The sequence below is a fragment of the Neptunomonas sp. ABH4_499 genome, from assembly GCF_056160565.1.
Genome location: NZ_JBSWXK010000003.1, coordinates 155,103 through 175,941 on the forward strand (window position 1 = coordinate 155,103; position 20,839 = coordinate 175,941).

General features: G+C 51.5%; 20 protein-coding genes. 13 read left to right on the forward strand and 7 right to left on the reverse strand.

Features of this window, described 5'->3' with window-relative positions; genetic code table 11:
• Positions 1-172: 172 nt before the first annotated feature.
• Complete coding sequence (locus ACXAF9_RS04045; protein WP_475070727.1) at positions 173-2,251, reverse strand: phytase; 2,079 nt, start codon at positions 2,249-2,251, stop codon at positions 173-175.
• 67 nt (positions 2,252-2,318) lie between these two features.
• Here ACXAF9_RS04045 and ACXAF9_RS04050 point away from each other — a divergent pair, with 67 nt between their 5' ends.
• Positions 2,319-3,707 carry an ATP-binding protein gene (locus ACXAF9_RS04050; RefSeq protein WP_475070731.1) on the forward strand — a complete coding sequence of 463 codons (1,389 nt, stop codon included), beginning with the start codon at positions 2,319-2,321 and terminating at the stop codon, positions 3,705-3,707.
• Positions 3,694-4,251, forward strand: coding sequence for a response regulator transcription factor (locus ACXAF9_RS04055; RefSeq protein ID WP_475070734.1), 558 nt, complete (start codon positions 3,694-3,696; stop codon positions 4,249-4,251). The genes ACXAF9_RS04050 and ACXAF9_RS04055 overlap by 14 nt, the downstream gene beginning before the upstream one ends.
• Positions 4,252-4,268: 17 nt before the next feature.
• Here the strand turns inward: ACXAF9_RS04055 and ACXAF9_RS04060 are convergent, their stop codons facing one another.
• Together ACXAF9_RS04060 and ACXAF9_RS04065 are read right to left on the reverse strand one after the other, a co-directional pair.
• Positions 4,269-4,937 carry an energy-coupling factor ABC transporter permease gene (locus tag ACXAF9_RS04060; protein WP_475070740.1) on the reverse strand — a complete coding sequence of 223 codons (669 nt, stop codon included), beginning with the start codon at positions 4,935-4,937 and terminating at the stop codon, positions 4,269-4,271.
• A 107-nt stretch (positions 4,938-5,044) separates the two neighbouring features.
• Positions 5,045-5,521 carry an Lrp/AsnC family transcriptional regulator gene (locus ACXAF9_RS04065; protein ID WP_475070744.1) on the reverse strand — a complete coding sequence of 159 codons (477 nt, stop codon included), beginning with the start codon at positions 5,519-5,521 and terminating at the stop codon, positions 5,045-5,047.
• A gap of 323 nt (positions 5,522-5,844) precedes the next feature.
• On the opposite strand from ACXAF9_RS04065, the gene leuA reads away from it, so the two are divergent.
• The 11 genes from leuA (at position 5,845) to ACXAF9_RS04120 (ending at position 16,922) form a co-directional block, all read left to right on the forward strand.
• On the forward strand, positions 5,845-7,509 hold the full coding sequence (leuA, locus tag ACXAF9_RS04070) for a 2-isopropylmalate synthase (RefSeq protein WP_475070746.1): 1,665 nt from the start codon (positions 5,845-5,847) through the stop codon (positions 7,507-7,509).
• A gap of 179 nt (positions 7,510-7,688) precedes the next feature.
• The gene (locus ACXAF9_RS04075; RefSeq protein WP_475070751.1) at positions 7,689-8,708 is read left to right on the forward strand and encodes a TRAP transporter substrate-binding protein; all 1,020 of its coding nucleotides are present in this window, start codon (positions 7,689-7,691) and stop codon (positions 8,706-8,708) included.
• 9 nt (positions 8,709-8,717) lie between these two features.
• Complete coding sequence (locus ACXAF9_RS04080; RefSeq protein WP_475070753.1) at positions 8,718-9,212, forward strand: TRAP transporter small permease subunit; 495 nt, start codon at positions 8,718-8,720, stop codon at positions 9,210-9,212.
• The gene (locus ACXAF9_RS04085) at positions 9,205-10,515 is read left to right on the forward strand and encodes a TRAP transporter large permease (RefSeq protein ID WP_475070756.1); all 1,311 of its coding nucleotides are present in this window, start codon (positions 9,205-9,207) and stop codon (positions 10,513-10,515) included. The genes ACXAF9_RS04080 and ACXAF9_RS04085 overlap by 8 nt, the downstream gene beginning before the upstream one ends.
• 175 nt (positions 10,516-10,690) lie before the next feature.
• Positions 10,691-11,761: a phosphate ABC transporter substrate-binding protein PstS gene (pstS, locus tag ACXAF9_RS04090; protein ID WP_475070759.1), complete on the forward strand. Its 1,071-nt coding sequence runs from the start codon at positions 10,691-10,693 to the stop codon at positions 11,759-11,761.
• A 54-nt stretch (positions 11,762-11,815) separates the two neighbouring features.
• Positions 11,816-12,793 (forward strand): phosphate ABC transporter permease subunit PstC, encoded by a 978-nt coding sequence (gene pstC, locus ACXAF9_RS04095; RefSeq protein WP_475070761.1) that lies wholly within the window; start codon positions 11,816-11,818, stop codon positions 12,791-12,793.
• On the forward strand, positions 12,790-13,698 hold the full coding sequence (gene pstA, locus ACXAF9_RS04100) for a phosphate ABC transporter permease PstA (RefSeq protein ID WP_475070766.1): 909 nt from the start codon (positions 12,790-12,792) through the stop codon (positions 13,696-13,698). Before pstC ends, pstA begins: the two co-directional genes overlap by 4 nt.
• A gap of 9 nt (positions 13,699-13,707) precedes the next feature.
• The gene (gene pstB, locus ACXAF9_RS04105; protein ID WP_475070769.1) at positions 13,708-14,568 is read left to right on the forward strand and encodes a phosphate ABC transporter ATP-binding protein PstB; all 861 of its coding nucleotides are present in this window, start codon (positions 13,708-13,710) and stop codon (positions 14,566-14,568) included.
• Positions 14,546-15,217 (forward strand): hypothetical protein, encoded by a 672-nt coding sequence (locus ACXAF9_RS04110; protein ID WP_475070771.1) that lies wholly within the window; start codon positions 14,546-14,548, stop codon positions 15,215-15,217. The genes pstB and ACXAF9_RS04110 overlap by 23 nt, the downstream gene beginning before the upstream one ends.
• Before the next feature lie 29 nt (positions 15,218-15,246).
• A complete protein-coding gene (locus ACXAF9_RS04115) occupies positions 15,247-15,537 on the forward strand; it encodes a hypothetical protein (protein WP_475070773.1) in 291 nt (96 codons plus the stop codon).
• Between the two features lie 104 nt (positions 15,538-15,641).
• Complete coding sequence (locus tag ACXAF9_RS04120; RefSeq protein WP_475070777.1) at positions 15,642-16,922, forward strand: glycerophosphodiester phosphodiesterase family protein; 1,281 nt, start codon at positions 15,642-15,644, stop codon at positions 16,920-16,922.
• Positions 16,923-17,136: 214 nt separating this feature from the next.
• On the opposite strand, the gene ACXAF9_RS04125 is transcribed toward ACXAF9_RS04120, so the two are convergent.
• The 4 genes from ACXAF9_RS04125 to ACXAF9_RS04140 all read right to left on the reverse strand — a co-directional run bounded on the left by ACXAF9_RS04125 (position 17,137) and on the right by ACXAF9_RS04140 (position 20,815).
• Positions 17,137-17,781, reverse strand: coding sequence for an NAD(P)-binding domain-containing protein (locus ACXAF9_RS04125; RefSeq protein WP_475070780.1), 645 nt, complete (start codon positions 17,779-17,781; stop codon positions 17,137-17,139).
• A 9-nt stretch (positions 17,782-17,790) separates the two neighbouring features.
• Entirely contained in the window at positions 17,791-19,014 is a 1,224-nt protein-coding gene (locus ACXAF9_RS04130) for an EAL domain-containing protein (protein WP_475070782.1), read from the reverse strand.
• 35 nt (positions 19,015-19,049) lie between these two features.
• Positions 19,050-20,501: a diguanylate cyclase domain-containing protein gene (locus tag ACXAF9_RS04135; RefSeq protein ID WP_475070784.1), complete on the reverse strand. Its 1,452-nt coding sequence runs from the start codon at positions 20,499-20,501 to the stop codon at positions 19,050-19,052.
• 173 nt (positions 20,502-20,674) lie between these two features.
• Entirely contained in the window at positions 20,675-20,815 is a 141-nt protein-coding gene (locus tag ACXAF9_RS04140; RefSeq protein WP_475070786.1) for a hypothetical protein, read from the reverse strand.
• Between the last annotated feature and the right edge of the window lie 24 nt (positions 20,816-20,839).

Consider the following 20,839-nt stretch of genomic DNA (forward strand, 5'->3'; position numbering starts at 1 on the left):
AGAAAAATAGAATCACAGCGCTGAACTAACCACCAAACAGGTAAGCGGTGATACACACTTTAAGTGCGCGCTCGGCTTCGCCTTTTTGGACCATTGGGTACATCAGCTATAGAAAGCCACCTTATGAATAAGATGGCTTTTTTCGAATAGGATAAATTAAGCCCAACCGAAATTATAGGCCGAGTGCTTCTTTAATCGCTTGCCAGCTCACCATCTTAAAGTTCTGATTTTCAACTTGGTATTCGTTATCAATGTTGTACCAGTCTTGGGCAATAAACATTCCCTGCGGATAATCAGGGCCCAAATTGGTAGATACAATGTGGATACCGTCAGTATCCGAAGCACCGTCAACACCAATTTCATCATCTCCTACAACGGCGAATGTACCTAATACGTTGTACTCATCATGAACATCAAAGACCACATAAGTGTTATTACCTTGGCTTGATGCAATCAAATATTTTTCGCTTCCATTGTCGAATAAGGTAAGACCCTCAACGTCAGCAACAAGAACTTCACCATCAACAGACGCTATATTCGTTGGCTCTGTTAATCCTGTTTCATGAGCATCAAACGCCCATATACCAACATCCTCTTCCCCCAAGTAAAGAATGCCGTTTTCATCATCAGCAACACAGCCCTCTGGTTGACTATTTACTTGAAGGGTTCTGACAATATCCCCTTGTGCACCAGTATTCGTTAAGGTCAGCTTCCACTGCTCTGTTGTGCCATTTTTGCCATTCACAAATACATAAGGCGTACCATCTTCACTTTGATACATGCATAGGCCATATACCTCGTCTACGGTAGAAATTAGTTCTGCCGCTCCTGAATGCACAAAGCTTCCTTCAGCAGGTAACTCTTGTATTGGATCTTGACCATTGCTGGCTGCTTGAATGGTGTAAAGTGCTACGGTGTTTAACTCGCGGTTAGAAACCGCTGCTACAGAAATACGCTCACCATTGGGCTTTATTAAATTCTGTCGAATATCAACGTTGTTGGGCATTCCATTTTCTAAGTACTGGACCTCCTCACCATCAAGGTTATAAGCCATCAGACCACCTTGTTTATTGGTCGCAATGATTAAACTATCTTGCGCGGAGGATTCATTAAGCCAAAACGCAGGGTCATCGGCCGCATCACCATCATCAGCAACTTGATCAGTTTCGGCTGTTGCAGCAACTAAACGGACCCCGTCAACATCCAAATCTCTTGGATCGATAAACGAGGCTAACGTATATCCTTGCTCTTGAATTCGCTGAATAACATCTGATTGGCTCAAACGCTCATAAACCGGAGCATCAAGCTCCGTATTGGCTATCCATAGCTCTTCGGAAGAGGCCGATAAACTTTTAACCTCATCAAAGCCTTCGATAGTGCTTTGGAGAATAAGTGTATAGTCTGATAAGCGATAGCCCAGTAGACCAGCACCTTCATCACCAACTAACAAAACGCCATCACCCGTTTCATCATGGACAAGGTCCATACCTTCAATCTCGATAAGGGCGCCTAAAGGCTCAACGCCATCAACTAAAGCTCGTTCTTTTACATTTTCGGGATCCGCGCCGTAAGCCCAAATGCCAAGATTTTGCTCAGCCAAAAATAGAGTACCTGTAATATCATCGACGGCACATGCACTTAGCTCTCCTCCAACGGAAACGGTCCTAACGGATATAGGTAAACCTTGGTTATCAGTGACTGCGCTGGTGATATTTACTCCATCGTATGACAACTTGTATTGGTACACTTCTCCAGACTCACTGAAGGTAGTTGCAGTGATCTGTCCTGTGGTCGGGTTTTTATATAAACATACACCCGCCGGTTCTACAGGAAGCGTCCAGTAGCCCAGTTCAACTAAAGGGGTTTCATCCGAACTTACGTTGAAGAAGGCAAGTGCCGACTCATTCGGTAAAGCCAGAGCCGCAATATCGATGCGGTTACCGTTACTATCGCTGAGACCATACCTCACATCGCCCCCTATCGACTCATACCCCTCATTTCGCCAAAGCTCGGTTCCTTGAGCGTCAAATACGGCTACTCCATCACCCTCCAGCGATGCAATTAGTACATTCTTACTGGAATCTGTTGGGTGCTGCCAAATAGCGGAATCAGCGATGTCGTCATAACTTGTTTCTGTCGCGGTGGTACTGGATAAAATCGTTTCAGAAGGCGTTTGTTGATCAGAAGATTCATTGCCACAACCAACCAATACAACCACAGAGCAAATGCCCGCTACGTTTTTAAGATTCATGGTTTCCGTCCCTTAAAAAAAGTCGAAAGATCCTACATCTTGTCCATTACAGTGCTGTTAAGAGATTGTGAATGCGGCAAATCGTCGCTGCGGTCGGCCAGCGAAATTCGGTATACTGCCCTTTTTAGTCGAGGGTGCTCAGCCTGTGCCGGTTAAAGAGTTTGTATCCGCTTACCAACAATCGTTACTGCAGCTAACCTACATCCGCTTTGTTATTCTGCTGGCCCAAGCCATTATTTTGCTGTTTACCGTGCGCTACCTCTCTTGGGAGCACTCCCCTTGGCCTGCCACCAGTGCGCTTGGCTTGTTAGCGGTATTAAACTTGGTGACTTACGTACGCCTTCGCGTGGCCTTACCGGTGACCGCTGTGGAGTTGGGCGCTCAGTTAATGGCGGATGTCACCATCTATGCGTTTTTGCTGTACCAAACCGGCGGCGGAACCAACCCGTTTATTTCGCTACTTTTGGTGCCCGTCATCATCAGTGTGATGACACTCAGCACCCGCTTTAGCTGGGCCATTGCGGTGGGGGTGATGCTGCTCTATGCCCTACTGCTGCGTAACTATGTACCATTACCCATGTCGGATCTAGATGCGCGGGCGATGCTCTCTCCCCACGATGGACAAAGTCATTTAGCGCACGACTTTTTTAATCTGCACACCTTGGGGATGTGGCTCAACTTCACATTAACGGTCATCATCGTGACCTACTTTATTCTGGCGATGAATCGATCCATCGCCGAGCACGAGCAAGCCCTACAAGCACAACGGGAGCAATCGGTGCGCGATCAGCAGATTTTGTCGCTCGCCACCCTGGCGGCAGGCACCGCCCACGAGCTCAACACGCCTTTGGCCACCATGCGCGTGTTATTGCACGAACTGTCACTGGATAGCCAGTTGGATACTGCGGTCAAGGAGGATGTGCGTCTTCTCCAGCAGCAAGTGGATTTGTGTTCAGACAAACTCAAAACGATGGCACGTACGGTGTCCGAAGAGCACCAAAACGCACGCATCGTATCCCTCATCGAAGGCGTTAAAGAGGTGATCCACGACTGGACGCTTGAGCGCCCCGAGGTAACCTACACCTTTGAGCACCCGCCAACGCCTGCGCCACAATTACTGCTGACCACCTCCCTTAAGCAGGCGTTATTAAACCTCTTTAATAACGCGGCGGATGCCAACCCCAAGGAGATCCAAATCCACGTAAATTGGGATGAAGATGCCCTATGGTTGCGGATTCGCGATTTTGGCCCGGGCCTTCCGATGGATAAGATGGATCAACTAGGCCAACCTTTCATCACCACGAAAGGCGGCGGATTGGGCATTGGCTTGTTTCTGACCACCACGACCATCGCACGATACGATGGCGATGTGCGTCTGTATAACGCGTCCGATCGCCACAAAGGCACCATCACCGAAGTGCGTTTAAACCGGAAAGAGTTCCATGAACACAACTGAACCCAACACGCCTACCGAACGCTTCTTAGTGGTGGATGATGACCCCACCTTTTGCCAAGTGCTTTCACGCACCCTCTCCCGCCGTGGGTTTGAGGTACGCACCTGCCAAAGCGCTGAAGCCGTCCCAGCGGTGTTAACTGAGTGGCTACCCGACTACGCAACGGTGGATCTCAAAATGGAAGGCGCCAGCGGGCTGACCGTGCTGCCGATCTTAAAAGAAGCCAACCCCGCCATGCGGATTGTGATCTTAACCGGCTATGCCAGCATCAGCACGGCCGTGGAAGCGGTGAAGCTTGGTGCCACCCAGTATCTTCCCAAACCCGCGAACGCCGATGAGATCATCGCCGCGCTTGCTCAAAGCGAGTCTGGCGATGAGTGCATTGATGTCGCCGAAAACCCGATGTCCGTTAACCGCCTGGAGTGGGAGCACATCAATAAAGTGTTGGCTGATCACGAAGGTAATGTGTCTGCTACCGCTCGTGCACTCGGCATGCACAGAAGGACGCTTCAGCGAAAGCTGGCTAAACGTCCGGTCAGGCATTGAGTTATAGGGCCTTCTTACTACTGATCATCGATGTAGGCTTTTGCGTCAAAGGTGCGAATCCAATCGGGGTAAAACACCATCACACCGGTGAGCAGAATGCCGTTTAATAGGGCTTCTGGAAACATAATCAGCGGCAAGTAGTTGATGTACTCGTGGTGGATTTTGGCCCACGGGTAGACGCCATCCAGCCACAAAAACATCACCATACACAGCCCTGACAGCGCCACAACAACCCCCGCCCCTAAAAAGCCACACCCAAAGAGGTACACAAAAAAGTTTTTCGGTAGGTAGTGTTCAACGGTCAGGCGAATCCAGTGCGTTACCAATGCAGGCAGCAAAATCAGACACAAGCCGTTAACGGTAAAACCATCCCAACTCTCTTTGCCGATGACGGTCATTGCCAGCAGTACCAAGGTGGCCGACAAAATGGCCAAATCCCACCCAAGTATCAGTGTCAGCACCGTAAGGCCCAAAAAGTGAATGCTGAGCCCTGGGGAGATCCCCGCCCGCATGCTCCAGAGCAGCATCAGAATCACGGTCACGCCAAAAAAAAGATGCTGCAAAGCACGAGTATTCAACAACACACGCCATGGCGCTTTGACGCAGGCCAAGCCAAAACCGAATGCAAAGATCAGATGCACTGACCACAACCAGACGCCATCCAGTAAACCTGCCGTTAAACTCATTGAGCTATCCTGTAAAGTCGCTTTAACACCTTCACTTTAAGACGCTTTACCCTTTGGCTAGTTGATCTAAATCATGCAAATCGAATACCTGATTTAAATCAACGCCTTTAGGTATTTAAGTAGTGCAGCGGTACCGCCGTGGTGTCCACCACTTTGCGCAACACAAACGAGGAATTAACCCCTGTCACCCCTTTTATACGGGTGATCTTGCCCAATAGGATGTCGTGATAGCTGTCCATGTCCGCCACGGCCACTTTTAATTGGTAATCCGCATCGTGACCGGTGATCAAAAAGCACTCCATCACCTCGGGAAGCTCCGCCACCGCTTGTTCAAACGCTTCGAATCGCTCGGGGATGTGTTTATCCATGCTGATGTGCAAAATCGCGATCAGATTAAGACCCACTTTGCGCTCGTTAACGCGTGCTACGTAGCGATCAATAAAGCCTTTGTCTTGCAGCTGTTTAACCCGGCGCGAGCAAGGCGCGGCCGTTAAACCTATGCGGTCGGCTAAGTCTTGGTTGGACAAGGCACCATCCAGTTGTAGCTCGTGCAATATTTTTAAATCAAAACGGTCTAAATCCACGATAATTTTCTCACTAAAAGGGTTATACGCAATATTCCACAACACTATTCAACATTTCAATAGATTTAATTGCGCACAAAACCCAATACAGGGTGTATTTCGCAACCCTTTTGCGCACCAACCGGCGTAGACTTTTCAATCAGTGGAGACACCCCTTAAGCCTGCTGCTTTATACCCTAAGGGGCGAAAACAATGGTCACTCACGCCATTGGGCTTCGTTGCTGACTTACCCGGTCAGACCAACCTGTCAGATCCACCCGGTCTTTCTGCGTTGGGGTGGTTTCCTTGCCAATAACCGTTTTCTTTTACATCAGGAATCGATCATGTTTGATCATCGCAAATACAAAGCTTTTGCTCCGCTTCGCCTGACTGACCGCACTTGGCCAGATCAAGTCATCACACAAGCACCTGACTGGTGCAGCGTAGACCTACGTGATGGCAACCAGGCGCTGATCAACCCGATGTCTGTTGAAAAGAAAACGCGACTGTTCAAGCTCTTGGTTAAGCTGGGCTTTAAAGAGATCGAAGTGGGTTTTCCTTCGGCCTCGCAGCCGGATTTTGATTTTGTCCGTAAGTTGATCGAAGAAGATTTGATCCCGGCGGATGTCTCGATTCAAATCCTGACCCAAGCCCGTGAAGACTTAATCGCCCGCTCGTACGAAGCCTTAAAAGGCGCGAAACAAGCGGTGGTGCACGTGTACAACTCAACCTCCACAGTGCAACGTGAGCAAGTGTTTGGTTTGGACCGCGACGGCATCAAAAACATCGCCGTACAGGGTGCGCGTTGGGTGCGTGAATACGCCGAACAAAACCCAGAAACCGAATGGTCATTCCAGTACTCGCCAGAGAGCTTTACCGGAACCGAACTCGATTACGCGGTGGAAGTGTGTAATGCCGTGATCCAAGAATGGCAGCCAGAAAACGGCCGCCGCGTGATCATCAACTTGCCCGCGACGGTGGAGATGTCCACACCCAACGTCTACGCCGATCAAATCGAGTACTTCTGCCGTAACGTTGCCCAGCGCGAGAAAATTTCGATCAGCTTGCACACCCACAACGACCGCGGTTGCGGTGTAGCGGCCGCCGAGCTTGGCGTCATGGCCGGTGCCGATCGCATCGAAGGCACCTTGCTGGGCAATGGCGAGCGTACCGGTAACATGGACATTGTGACCATGGGCATGAACCTGTACTCGCAAGGCGTTGACCCTGAGTTGGATTTCTCGGACATCCGCGAGATCATTGATGTGGTGGAATACTGCACCGAGCTGCCGGTTGCTGCGCGTCACCCTTGGGCTGGCGAGCTGGTGTACACGGCGTTTTCGGGCAGTCACCAAGATGCGATCCGTAAATCCATGCAGTACCACGAAACCCACAACTTACCGCACTGGGAAGTGGCTTACTTGCCCATCGACCCACGCGACATTGGCCGTGATTACGAAGCGGTTGTGCGTATCAATAGCCAAAGCGGTAAAGGCGGTGTGGCCTTGGTCTTGGAGCGCGATTACGGCATCAGCTTGCCAAAATGGATGCACGCCGAAATCAGCCGTGTGGTGCAAAAAGCCACCGAGAACAGCGGTGCAGAGATCACCTCGTTGGAGATCAAATCCCTGTTCGAGAAACACTGTAACGAGTTGGCCCAAGACTGGACCCTGAGCGGTTATGATCTGCATACCGACAACGGCAAAGTCGCAGGCACCTTCCGTATTCCGGCGGTACAGCCCCCCCTGAGCGGCGAAGGCAGCGGTGCTGTTGAAGCGTTAGTTCAAGCGCTGGAGCGTAAATTTGGTGTGAGCATCCGTGTTAAACAGCTGGATGAAAGCGCGCTAACCGAAGGCACCGATGCCCAAGCACAAGCCTGTGTGGCCTTGGAGATTGACGGCGAAACTTACTGCAGCGTCACCACCGGGGAAGACACCTCAGCCGCTATTTTGCAGGGCGTGTTAAAAGCCTTCGCTCGATGCCAAGTGGCTGAACAAGCGGCAGCGTAACCGCAAGCATATACGCTTATCCACCAGCAGAGACTCTGTTCTCTGCTGGTTTTCCTGCATTTTTCTAACCATATCCTCGACTTAAGTCGCATCTAGGCATCTAAGACGTCTAAACAGATAAGCACGCGTTCTCGTTTTCAGGTCAGCTAAAGATTCACCCGACCTTTAAGGAGAAGCACATGGCTTGGCGGACGTTATCCAAAGCACTTGGTTTTAAAACAGCAATGGCGGTCGCGGCGGCCACCGGCACGTTTATGATGCCGTATCAGGTTCTCGCTGAAACCAAGATGGACTTCTCTAACGAATACCCGCCCACCTCGATTCACGCCGAAGGCGATGCGTTCTTTATTGAGCAGGTCAAAGCCCTAACCAATGGCGAGGTGGAGATCACGCTGCACACCAGTGGCTCTTTGGGTTTTAAATCAGCCGACCACTTTTATGCTGTGGCGGATGAGGCGGTTCAAATCGCCGATACCTTAGCCGGCACGCTGGCCGGGGTGGATTCGATCTTTCTTTTATCGTCGCTGCCGTTTGTGGCCGATGACGTAGACGAGGCGTTTACCCTCTACACCATCGCCCGCCCTTACTATGAGGCGGTGTTTGAAGATAACAATCAGATTCTCCTGTATGCATCGCCTTGGCCTGCCAGCGGTATTTGGTCGAAAGATGCGGTAACCACCACCGCCGAGTTGGCCGATCTAAAAATGCGTACCTATGATAAAAACGGCACCATCACCTTTAAAGAAGCGGGTGCTGCGCCTGTGAATCTATCTTGGGCGGATGTCGTACCCCAGTTATCCACAGGCGGCATTGAAGCGGTGCTGACCTCAGCCGAGTCCGGCGTTACCGGAAGCTTTTGGGAGAACTTGGGGCACTTTTCTGAGATCCAATACGCGGTGCCACTTAACATGGTCCACATGAATAAAGAGGTGTTCGAAGGCTTGGATGAGGCCACCCAAAAAGCGGTCTTGGAAGCAGCTAAGAAAACCGACGAGCACAACTGGCAAGAGGTACGCACACGCGTCGCGAAAAACTACGACACCATCAAAGAGCATGGCATCACCTTGCACACCAAAATGTCGCCAGAACTGTCTGACTTACTGACTAAATCCGCGCAACCGGCAGTGGCTGAGTGGCTTGAAGCCACCGGCGAAGATGGCCAAGCCATCATGGACGCTTTCAACAAAGCCACTCAATAAGGCGAGCTTATGGCCTTGCTGTTTGAACGTCTTATGCATCGCATCAATCAACTCGCTGGCGCGTTAGCCGGTGTGTTGATTGTCTATATGGTGGGGCACATTCTCTTGGAGATTGTGCTTCGCTTTTTTAGCGAATCCACCTATGTGCTCGATGAGTTCATCGGCTATGCCGTCGCAACCATGACCTTTTTGGGCTTAGGGTACGCCTTAAGCCAAGATGGATTGATTCGGGTCACCTTGCTGCTGGAGCGCCTACCAAAGCCTATCGCCCATGGGTTGGATATCCTAACCACCTTGGCAACGTTAGCCGCGTTTGGCTTCTTTACTTGGTACTGGTCGATCAGCGTGATACGCAGTTTTGATCGAAACACCGTCAGCCAAACCATGACCGAAACGCCCCTTTGGATTCCGCAGGGGATGGTGCTCGTTGGCATGATTGTCTTGTGCCTCACCCTTATCAGTCGTTTATTGGTGCTGTGCACTCAAGGAACCAAGCATGGATAGTCTCTGGATGATGCTGGGCGTGATGGGGTTGATTTTCGTGGTGCTTGGGGCCGGTACGTGGATCTTCGCAGGCCTTATGTTGGTGGCCATGGGGTCACTGGTGATGTTGGGGGATTTTAGTTTTCACCGTGTGGGCGTGATCTTAAGTAAGATTCTGTTTCGTGCGGGTAACTCGTGGGAGCTCTCGGCCATCCCCTTGTTTATCTTGATGGGGGAGCTGATCTTTCGCTCGGATATCTCCGAGCGCTTATTCAAAGGCTTAGAGCCCTTTGCGAATAAAATCCCAGGCGGGATTTTGCACACCAATGTGCTTGGCTGCACCCTCTTTGCGGCGGTCAGTGGTTCAAGTGCCGCCACCACCGCGACCATCGGTAAGATCACTACGCAGGAACTCGCCAACCGCGGGTACGACCGTACTCTGTCCATCGGCTCGCTGGCAGGCGCGGGTAGCCTTGGGTTGTTGATCCCACCTTCGATTGTGATGATCGTTTACGGGGTTCAGGCCGAGGTTTCCATCAGTAAACTCTTTATGGCCGGTGTGATTCCAGGCTTAATTGTCGCCGCCTTGTACATCGGGTACTTGATGCTGCAAGCCTCCTTACACCCGGAAAAAGCACCGTGCACGCCATCCGGCCCAACACAATCGCTGCTGACCTCGCTGCGCTTATTAAGCCCAGTATTGTTGTTGATTGGGATTGTGATCGGCTCGATCTACTCCGGCATCGCCACCCCATCCGAGGCGGCCGCCGTTGGGGTAGCGGCAGCGCTCTTGCTGCTGTTGGTGGAGCGGCAGTTGACCTTTACGCTGTTTAAGGAAGCACTCAACGCCACCGTGATCAGTAGTGTGATTGTGTGTAGCATTTTGGTGTGTGCTGCCCTGTTATCCACCGCCGTTGGTTATTTACACATTCCGCAAGAGCTTGCCGCCGTCATTGCGGATCTGAACTTATCGCCCGGCGCCTTGATTCTGATTTTGGCGGTGTTCTTTGTGATCTTGGGTCTCTTTCTGGATGGGATCTCGATCACTGTGATGGCACTGCCCATCATGTTGCCACTGGTACTGCAGGCGGGGTTTGACCCGATCTGGTTCGGTATCTTTTTGGTGATCATGGTGGAGCTTGGCCAGATCACCCCGCCGGTCGGGTTTAACCTCTTTGTGCTTCAAGGCCTTACTGGCGAAAGCATGGGGCGCGTCGCGGTTGCGGCCTTCCCCTTCTTTGCTTTGATGTGCGTCGCGGCCTTGATCATCACCGTTTGGCCTAACTTAGTCACGTTTCTACCTGAACTGCTAAGTGAGTCGTAAAAAGGGATAAATTGACAACGGATTGTCACCTGAAACGCCCTAATATCTAACTTATTGAACTGCCTCAACTTTATTTTTAGATCACACAATAGACACAAAAGATTCACACAACTGTCATTTCCAGCTTCTACCGTTCGGGTACTTTCCAAGCAACCGTTAGACAAGGAGCGGTACTGTGTCTGTATCTCGATTAATGAAAAAAACGGTGAGCCTCGTCTGCGCAGGACTGTGTGCCACTACTTTGACTGTTTCCTCTGTAGCTTCGGCCGACGACGTTAAGTTGATCGGTTCAGGTGCCAGCTTCCCGTTCCCGCTTTACTCAAAATGGTTTAAGGATTTTAGCCAGCAAACCGACGGTGTGCGTATTGATTACCAAGCCAAAGGCAGTGGCGCAGGTATCCAAGATTTCATCAACGAAACGGTGGATTTTGCCGCCAGCGATGCGGCAATGAAAGACGAAGAGATGGCGCAAGTGAAGCGTGGTGCCATCCTGCTGCCAATGACCGCTGGCGAAGTGGTATTGGCTTACAACTTAGACGGTGTTGATGAGCTAAAACTGCCACGCGATGTATACCCAGAGATCTTCGCGGGCAAGATCACTCAATGGAACGACCCAGCCATCGCCAAAGCCAACCCGGGTGTTGAACTTCCGGATGAGCCGATCACCGTAGTGGTTCGCTCTGACTCGTCTGGTACGACTTACGTGTTCACAGGCCACCTGTCTGAAATCAACGCTGACTTTAAAGACACCATCGGTCAAGCCAAGTCGCCTCAATGGCCTGGCAGCGCTAAATTCGTAAAAGCACCGAAAAACGACGGCATCACAGCCACCATCAAACAAACCCCAGGCGCCATCGGTTACATCGAGTATGGCTATGCGAAGCTGACCAAAGCCAAAACAGCGATGCTGGAAAACAAATCCGGTAAGTTTGTGATGCCAGGTTCTGAATCCGGTGCGGCGGCCTTGGCCAGCGCTGAGTTCCCAGCGGGCAACCTGCCAAACAGCGATGTGCCTAACCTGATCGCATGGGTCAATGATCCAGCCGGTGAAGATGCGTACCCAATCGCAACCTTCACATGGATGCTGCTGTACAAAGATCAAGATGACGAGAAGGCCAAAGTCCTGCGTGATCTGATCGAATACTGCCTAACCGAAGGTCAAAAGAGTGCTGACGCACTGGGTTACATCCCTCTTCCTGAGAATGTAATCGAGAAAGTCCGCGCTGCGGCTCAGATGATCCAATAATGACCTTAGCAGCCGGCCCTCGGTCGGCTGTCTTTCTTACTGGCAGGGATAAGCATGATTCGTAATCCATTTTCTAACGTGCCGACCAAAAGCCCCATTTCGGCACCGCCTAGTCAGCTCGATTACTCCATCGATACGCTGTTTCGCTCACTCGCATGGACATGCGCCTCCCTGATTTTGGTCTTGGTCGCATTCATTTTGTGGCAGATCGGTAAAGAGGCGCTTCCGGCGTTTCAAGCGCACGGCTTAGGCTTTGTGACCGGCACCACATGGAACGTCAACACCGGTGAATTTGGCGTACTGCCAGAGATTTGGGGCACGCTGTACAGTTCTTTTTTAGCCCTTGTGATGGGCGGTTTATTGGGCATCGCGATTGCCCTCTTTTTAACCCAAGATTTTATCCCCGCTAATTTTGCGGTGGTGTTTCGCACCATCATAGAGCTGTTAGCGGCGATCCCATCCGTGGTGTACGGTCTTTGGGGCATCTATGTGTTGATCCCAATGCTGCGCCCAATCGCCGATTACCTACACACCGAGCTTGGTTTTATCCCACTCTTTGGTACGGACCTAAGCGGCCCAGGCATTGCACCGGCGGCCTTGGTGCTGGCCATTATGATTCTGCCCACCGTTGCGGCGATTTCGGTCGATGCGTTTCGTCGCATCCCGTACAAAGTTAAAGAAGCTGCGTACGGCATGGGCACCACAAAGTGGGAAGCCATTTTAAAAGTCATTTTACCGACCGCCTCCTCCGGCATCTTAGCGGCCTTAGTGCTCGGATTTGGCCGTGCTTTGGGCGAAACCATGGCACTGGCGATGTTGATCGGTAATAGCAATCAAATCAGTTTATCGCTGTTCTCCCCAGCCAATACCTTAGCCTCTTTACTGGCCTCTAACTTCCCGGAAGCGGGCGGTATCGAGGTGCAAGCCTTGATGTACGCGGCCATGGTGCTGTTGGCGATCACCTTTATCGTTAACGTGTTGGGCCTTGGCATTCAACAGATGACCATGCGTAAGTTTGAGGGTAAAAAATGAAAGAGCTACCAGAGATCAGCGGCCGTACGGACGCCCTCCCCTTGCCTGAAACCAAAGTACCCAACCTTGAGCGCGAGTTGTTTGAACCTCGCGCGTTAAAAAACGCGACCTTAACCGGCCTCACGTGGTTCGCAGCCTTGCTTGCCAGCGTGCCCTTGCTGTCGGTGATCTACATGCTGATCGTCGAAGGCGGTGCTCGTTTGGATTGGGAAGCCCTGACCGCAACCCCACCAACGGCGTTCGAGATGGGCGGCGGGTTTGGTAACGCCATTGTCGGTACGCTGGTGATGGTCAGTATCGCAAGCTTAATCAGCGTGCCTGTGGGCATCTTTGCTGCCATCTATTTGGCGATTTTAGGCCCAGGCAGCAAACTGGCCAGCACATCGCGCTTTTTGGCCAAAACCTTAACGGGCTTTCCCTCTATTTTGGCAGGCGTCTTCACCTATGCGGTGCTGGTCATCAGCTTTGGTTACTCGGCCTTGGCCGGTGGTGTGGCCTTGGCGGTTTTAATGCTACCAACGGTATTGCTGGCCGCCGAAGAGGCGATGGCGCAAGTACCACAGCGCATGAAAGATGCCGCATACGGTATGGGCTGCACACAGACCCAGGTGATTTTTAAAGTGGTACTGCCAACGGGCTTACCGGGCATCATGACCGGTGTATTGCTAGCGATTGCGGGGGCTGCGGGCGAATCAGCGCCGCTGCTATTTACCGCGCTCTTTAGCAGCTACTACCTATCCGAGGTGTTTGAGCCTACTGCATCGCTCTCCATCTTGATTTACAACTTCTCAGCCATGCCATTTGATAATCAGATCCAGCTTGCCTGGGCGGCTTCGCTCACCTTGGTGGTGATGGTACTGCTGATCAATATTCTGGCTCGCCTACTCGGCCAGCCCAAAGTTTAAGGAGCCCCCATGAGCGTATCTGCCGTACAACTGGCCCATGAGACCGAACACTTTACCCAGAGCAATGCGATGAACGCTGCACACTTTCTGCCGCAAGATGATGTCGTCATCGACTGCAACATCGATAAGATCTACTACGGTCAGTTTCTGGCGGTCAACAACAGCCGTATCCCGATCGAAAAAGGCAAGATCACAGGTTTCATCGGCCCATCCGGTTGCGGCAAAAGTACCGTGTTACGCAGCCTTAACCGCATGAACGATTTGATCAAAAGCTTCCGTTTGCACGGCACAGTCAACTACCACGGCAAAGATATCTACGCCAAACACGTGGACCCTGTGATTGTGCGTCGTTACATCGGCATGGTGTTTCAACAACCTAACCCATTTTCGATGAGCATCTTTGATAACGTCGCGTTTGGTTTACGCCTTAACCGCTTTAAGGGCGATGTTGAGGAGCGCGTTCAAAAAGCCTTAGAAGGTGCAGCGCTCTGGACCGAGGTGAAAGACAAACTCAAACACAGCGGCTTGTCGCTTTCCGGTGGTCAGCAACAGCGCTTGTGCATTGCGCGCGCCATTGCAACCGAACCCGATGTGCTTTTGATGGATGAGCCGTGTTCAGCACTCGACCCAATTGCAACCCGCCAAATCGAAGAGCTGATGCTGCAGCTGCGCGAAGACTACACGGTCGCGATTGTGACGCACAACATGCAGCAAGCGATGCGTGTAGCGGACAACACCTGCTTCTTTGGTGTGGATATCTCCCAAGGTGGCCGCACCGGTTACTTGGTGGAGATGGGCCTCACACAGCAGATCTTTGAAGACCCAGCCGCCGAGTTGACCAAACAGTATGTCAGCGGCGAATTTAGCTGATCTTTCAGCGGTCAAAAGCCAGCTGTTGGCTACCCAGCACTTCTTGGCCATCGACGGCTTAGAGGAGCTGGGTTGCCACGCCTTGCCCACCGACGATGTGATCTCACACTTACTGGCCGGTTATCGATTGATCAATCGATTCTTGGAAGAGGAGATCGATCTCTTCTCGATGGGGCACTCCAACGCCTTATTAGAGATCAACCTGACCGTCTTATATGGCGCCATCGACAGTCCAGAGCGCGAACAACATCGCGTTCAGATCAAGAATACCGAGCGCCATTTTTACGATGCACCGCAAGGTGGTGTACAGGAGCTGATGGAGTTTTATCAGCGCTTACTGGTGAAAGACCCGATTCAGCAAGCCGCCGAATTGTACGTTCAAACCCTGCTGCAGCCTCAGCTCTTTATTGAGGGGAATCACCGTACCGGCACCTTGCTGATGAGCTACGTGCTGCAACGCAATGGTTACCCACCCTTTGTGCTGACCCCGGAAAATGCCCATGCGTATTTTATCAGCACCGACATTGCGCGTTACCGTCGCAACAGCCTTCAGATCTACTTTAAACGCGGCGCGTTGGTTAAACGAGTGATCGCTTTGCTCAACAGCGCGTATGAGCCTGCTAACCAACCTACCGCTGTAGAGCGTTAGTTTTTACACACAACCACGGAGTCCGAACGATGGTCGTTTCGTTTCAATGGAACACTAATGAAGAGCCGATCCACACAGGCCCGACACCGCTTGAGCAAGCCGAGCAACTGTTCAAAACCTTGACCCAGCACTACGGCGAGGGCCAAGACAAGGAGCTTCGCGCCGCCTCCAAGATGCTGTTGGTCGCCTTAGATCAGTTTCGTACCCACGGTGGTCAACATTGGCAGACCTTATTTTACGAATACGTTAATCTGGCGTTGTTCGAACCGGATACGTTTGACCGTATTTTGGATAACAACCGATCCCGGCCAAAGATGTGAGTCCCGTCTCGCTGTCACACAAGACTCAACAAGCTGTCATCTGAATGCCCTACACTCGCGCCTGATCTCATTCAGTGCCACTCATAAATGCATAAGGAAATACGATGAACCGCTCGCTTACTGTGCCTCTGCTAGGCCTTTTAATCGCCTCTGCTGCCCCACAATCGATGGCGGCTGCCGGAATCAAACCGGTCGAAAACGTGCAGCTTGGCCCACGCCCTTACTTTTTGGCCGACGATTTAGAAGAAGGCCCACTCAAAGAGAAACTGCTCTCGTGTCAGGAGGGGCCGTTTAAAAAGTCCACACTTTCGATTGGTCACCGTGGCGCCCCGATGCAGTTCCCAGAACACACCAAAGAGTCTTACATGGCGGCCGCTCGCATGGGTGCAGGTGTTATCGAGTGTGATGTAACCTTTACCAAGGACAAAGAGCTGGTTTGCCGTCACTCCCAGTGCGATCTGCACACCACTACCAATATTTTGGCGACCCCTTTGGCCGAGAAATGCTCTGTGCCATTTGAGCCAGCCAAATTTAACGACAAAGGCGAGTTGGTCCAGCCCGCCCAAGTGCAGTGCTGTACCAGTGACATCACCTTGGCTGAGTTCCAAACCCTAGAGGGCAAAATGGATGCGGGCAACCCGAACGCCACCAGCGTTGCTGAGTACATGGATGCGACACCTGCTTGGCGAACCGACCGCTACAGCAGCCGCGGCACCTTGATGACCCACAAAGAGAGCATCGAGCTGTTCAAAGCCCTAGGCGTACAAATGACCCCAGAGCTTAAAGGCGCAAGCGTGGATATGCCGTTTGATGGCATGTCGCAGGGTGACTATGCACAGAAGATGATCGATGAGTACAAAGCCGCTGGCGTACCCGCGGATCAAGTGTGGCCACAGTCGTTTAACCTTGAAGATGTTAAATACTGGATCGAGCACGAAGCGGATTTTGGTCAGCAAGGTGTGTATTTGGATGACCGAGATGAAACCGCAGGCATGGATTTTCGTGATCCATCCACGTGGAAGCCCAGCATGCAGGAGCTGAAAGACCAAGGCGTACAAGTGCTGGCACCGCCATTGTGGATGTTGGTCGATGTCGAGAACGACAAAATCGTACCCTCGCTGTACGCCAAAGAAGCGAAAAAAGCTGGCCTTAAGCTGATCGCATGGTCACTGGAGCGCTCTGGCGAGCTGAACGAAGGCGGCGGTTGGTACTACCAATCCCTGAACAGCGACAACCCACCAGTCAAAGGCGGCAAAGGTGTGATTGATCGTGAAGGCGATGTCATGACTCTGGTCGATGTACTTGCAAAAGAGGTGGGCGTCATCGGGATCTTCTCCGACTGGCCTGCAACCGTGACCTACTACGACAACTGCATGAACCCATAAAGCGATCGATTAACGCCGCTTTGAACAAGCCGACCTTTGCGTCGGCTTTTTTGATCTCAAGACCCCATACTGCCGTTTTATTTCCGCGACCCCGATGGCAACTTGATCGAGGTTTCGAATTATTGAGGAGTAGCCGCTGCATGATTCGCAGCGGCGATGGCGGCTTTAAACCAGATGCGTTTTGAAAAACTGATCCAGCTTATCGAAGGGGATCTTATCCATCTGATCGTACAGATCCATTTTCGTAGGCTAACGGGAATGAGCCCTTTGCAATCTCAAAAGTGAGATCTCGCGCTTCATCGGCATCCATTCCTTGCTCGGTAAACCAGTCGCTCATCTGCCCCATCCACGCGTACAACCAGCCATTCATGCAAGCCGCCACCGAGGACAGTTCAAACGCCGCTTCGGTATCGTAGGTAACCACTTTGCCTAAAGCGGACAGCAATGTGTGAGCCTTGGTATGAGCTGGGTACAGAGGAACAACCCCCTCGTGAAACTCAGCCGTGGCCAAGGGTAAGGTGCGAACAACGCTCGCAGGCGCAAAGCGCTCAGAGAGTTGATCTAACGACACGCCCGCCAAACAGGACACGAACAAATGCCGAGGCGTGAAAGTAAGGTTTTCGGCTACCGCACCAAGATCATCGGGCCTTACTGCAAGAAACACCACATCGCTTTGATCCACCACCGCTTGGTTATCAGTTGCAATCGAGCATTGGTAATGATCGCTCAAACGTTGGCTCTGTTGTGCCCCCCGCGGCGATAGGATGATGGGGTTATCAATGCCCGCAGATCGTAAGCCCGCTATTACGTAACTGGCTAAGTGCCCAACGCCAATAAAGCCGATAGTGGGAGTTGTCATGTTAACGATTTATTCACTTTCCAAACCCGGCACCCAGGTCGCTGGCATCGCACTGAACCCGGCCAACGCATCATCAGAGCGCTGAGTGTCCAGCAAATCGGCCAGAAGAATCCGCTTGGCATCAATCGACATCACTGCCGTTTGAGCTTGCTTACCGCTGTGGATATCTTGGTACGGTGCTGAAAACACCACTCGGTTGTGCAAGTCGCTTGAGCCTAGTAGCTCAAAGAAATACGGGCGCCAACTCCAGTTAGAGCCAATGGGCGCATCGTTGATAATCCACCCGCGCTCGCTGTTTTCAAAGTTAGGGGAGATTTGATTCCCGGCAACATCGCAGATGTAGTAACGCAGGAAATACTCGCTGGGCACAAACTGGATCAACTCTTCGTTGGTTGGGGTAGTGCGCAGCACTTCGCGAAGGCTTAAGAGTTCGGCTTTGGCTTTATCGGCACGCCAGTGATTACGGGCGATCATCTCGGTGGCCATATCACGATACAGATTGAGCTGGTGCCCCACCTTGTTGATCGTGGTCTCGGGCGTCATCAGATTTTCGGTCGCTTCAGAGAACAGGTAACCTTGGGTATACACCGCTTGGCAACTGAGCGCCAAGAAGAAATCATCTTCCGTCTCGACCCCTTTGCACATCACCTTACTACCCAAGCGCGATGCGATGGCACTTAGTTGCTGCACCAACGAGATACTGCGCTGCTCACCTAAACCGCTGCGCAGATCCTGAATATTGAGCTTCACGTAATCGGGTTTTAGGATGGCGATTCGATCCAACTGGGAGAAGCCCAAACCAAAATCATCCAATGCAATCTGCATCCCTAAATCGCGGTATTTGCCCACCAGCGAAATAAGGCGATCGATTTCCCCTTCGGATTCCGTAAGCTCAATAATTACGCGCGACGGTTCAACACCCGCTTCTTTAATCATCTCTAGGGTCGGAACGGCATCGGACTCATCCAAATACTGCACCCACTCAGGGGAGATATTGATGCTGATAAAGGTGTGTTCGGGTAAGTGATCGAGCTTTTCCATGCTTTGACGGCGGATCTCCCGATCCCATTCGATGCGTTCCAGCAGTGGATAAAGCTGATCTTTAAAGGCATTACCGACCGAGACGACCTCCCCGGAATCGTCTTTCATTCTGGCCAGAGCTTCGTAACCTGCAATGCGGCCTGTGGACGTTTCAATGATGGGTTGATAATAGGGAAAGCGTTCAGATGACATGATCGGTCCTGATCTACAGCAAGGTTATTTGATGTTCAGTGTATACCCCTTTCGGCGATTTGTTTATCCTGATACATCCTTTCGTCGGCTTTTTCGATCAGTTTGGTGGCGTCAGTGCCGTCCAACGGATAGATGGATAAGCCCACACTGCAACCGATGTTGTGCTCGGTATCACGTAGGTAAAATGGCGAGGCAAACAGCTCGATAAGCTTAGCGCGCACCTTCTCGAATTCATGTTTGTGGTGGACATCGTGCACCATGATCACAAACTCATCACCGGCAAAACGCGCCACGGTATCGGTTTCGCGCACACACCCAACCAAACGCTTAGCCACTTGTTTAAGCAACTCATCCCCACCCCCGTGACCTTGGGTATCGTTGATCTGTTTGAATCGATCCAGATCTAAAAAGTAGATCCCCAGTAGAAGGCCAGATCGGCGCGTCCTTAGAATTTCCATATCCAAACGGTCAAAAAACGCCCGTCGATTGACCAAGCCTGTGAGCGTGTCGTGATTGGCCAGATGCGCCAAGCGCTGTTGCTCGCTGGTGTGCTTACTGATGTCCAGCACGGTGATCACCGTAAGGGCTTTATCCTGCATTAGGAAGGGGCGCATGGTTAAATCAATCTGGAACACACTGCCATTGCGGCGCACACCGTAACTGTTACCACGCTCTTTACGGATCAGATTATCGATCCCCGTCATCAAGAAAAGATGCGCCGGATAACCAAATAACTCTTGGCTCATCTTGTTTGCCAATACGATGCGGTTATCATCATCGACCACAATCATAGCTGTGGAGGCGTTATCGAGAAGGTCTAAAAAGTTATCGATCTGAATTTGCGCCTGTCGGGAGCGACTTAAGAACAGCCGGATGATCACCACAAAGTTTACAAACGCCAACAGCAGAGCCACCCCTTGAATCAAGCGAATCATCTGCGTTTTTTGCCCCGATAGCGCCTCCATCCGGGAGGTCAGCAAATTCACTTGCTCCAGCATGGGCAGGTTGGATTGCTCGGCCAAAAGTCGCATTTTCGTATAATCAATGATCTGACCGTCACGCAGCGCTTTGATCTGCTCTGACCAAGGGGTAAACAACTCCTTTGTGTTGATCACGAACTGCAGTGCCAGCTCATCCGTCACTTTTTTGAAGGGTTGAACACTCCCTTCGCTGTCGATCACATAACCGCTTTTTTCAAAGCTATCGAGGGTCGAGGTAAATAAATGATGGGCTTCAAACAGCTCCTCTTTGAGCTGTTCTTCAATGACAAGGGCGGGCTCGACTTCCAACTGATAGGTCACTTTGGCCATTCGTTGGGTCAACATCCGCTCACGACCGGCGATATTGATGGCGAGCGCGTCCCGCTCAAGCTGGTGAGTTAAGTAGAAATTGATACCTAGAATGAAGCAATCCAAGAAGATAAACAGGCAGATGGCGATCACCAAATGCGTGATTTTACTTGTCTTGCGAATAAGTTCCCGTTCCATGCGCCGTATTCTGGGCCCTGCTTAATGACCGAAATCGCACACACCGCACCCATCCTACTGGTGCGGGGCTGTATAAAAGATAGTCTATGTGTTTACAGCGTGCGAATCATTGAAGTGTATCAGTTAACACACACTCTAGGGATGTTTTTGACTTGTAAGGCAACTTATTTAGATCATGGCTGTGTAGGCTTCAAACGGTACAACGCCGACTCTGGGCCATCGCTGGTAAAGTAGATAAAGCCATCTGGGCCAACCGCCACACCCGCTGGGCGCGACCAACGAACCCCTTTCGCACTTTGAAAACCTGTTACCAATGGTTCCACTTGCCCAAAGGTATC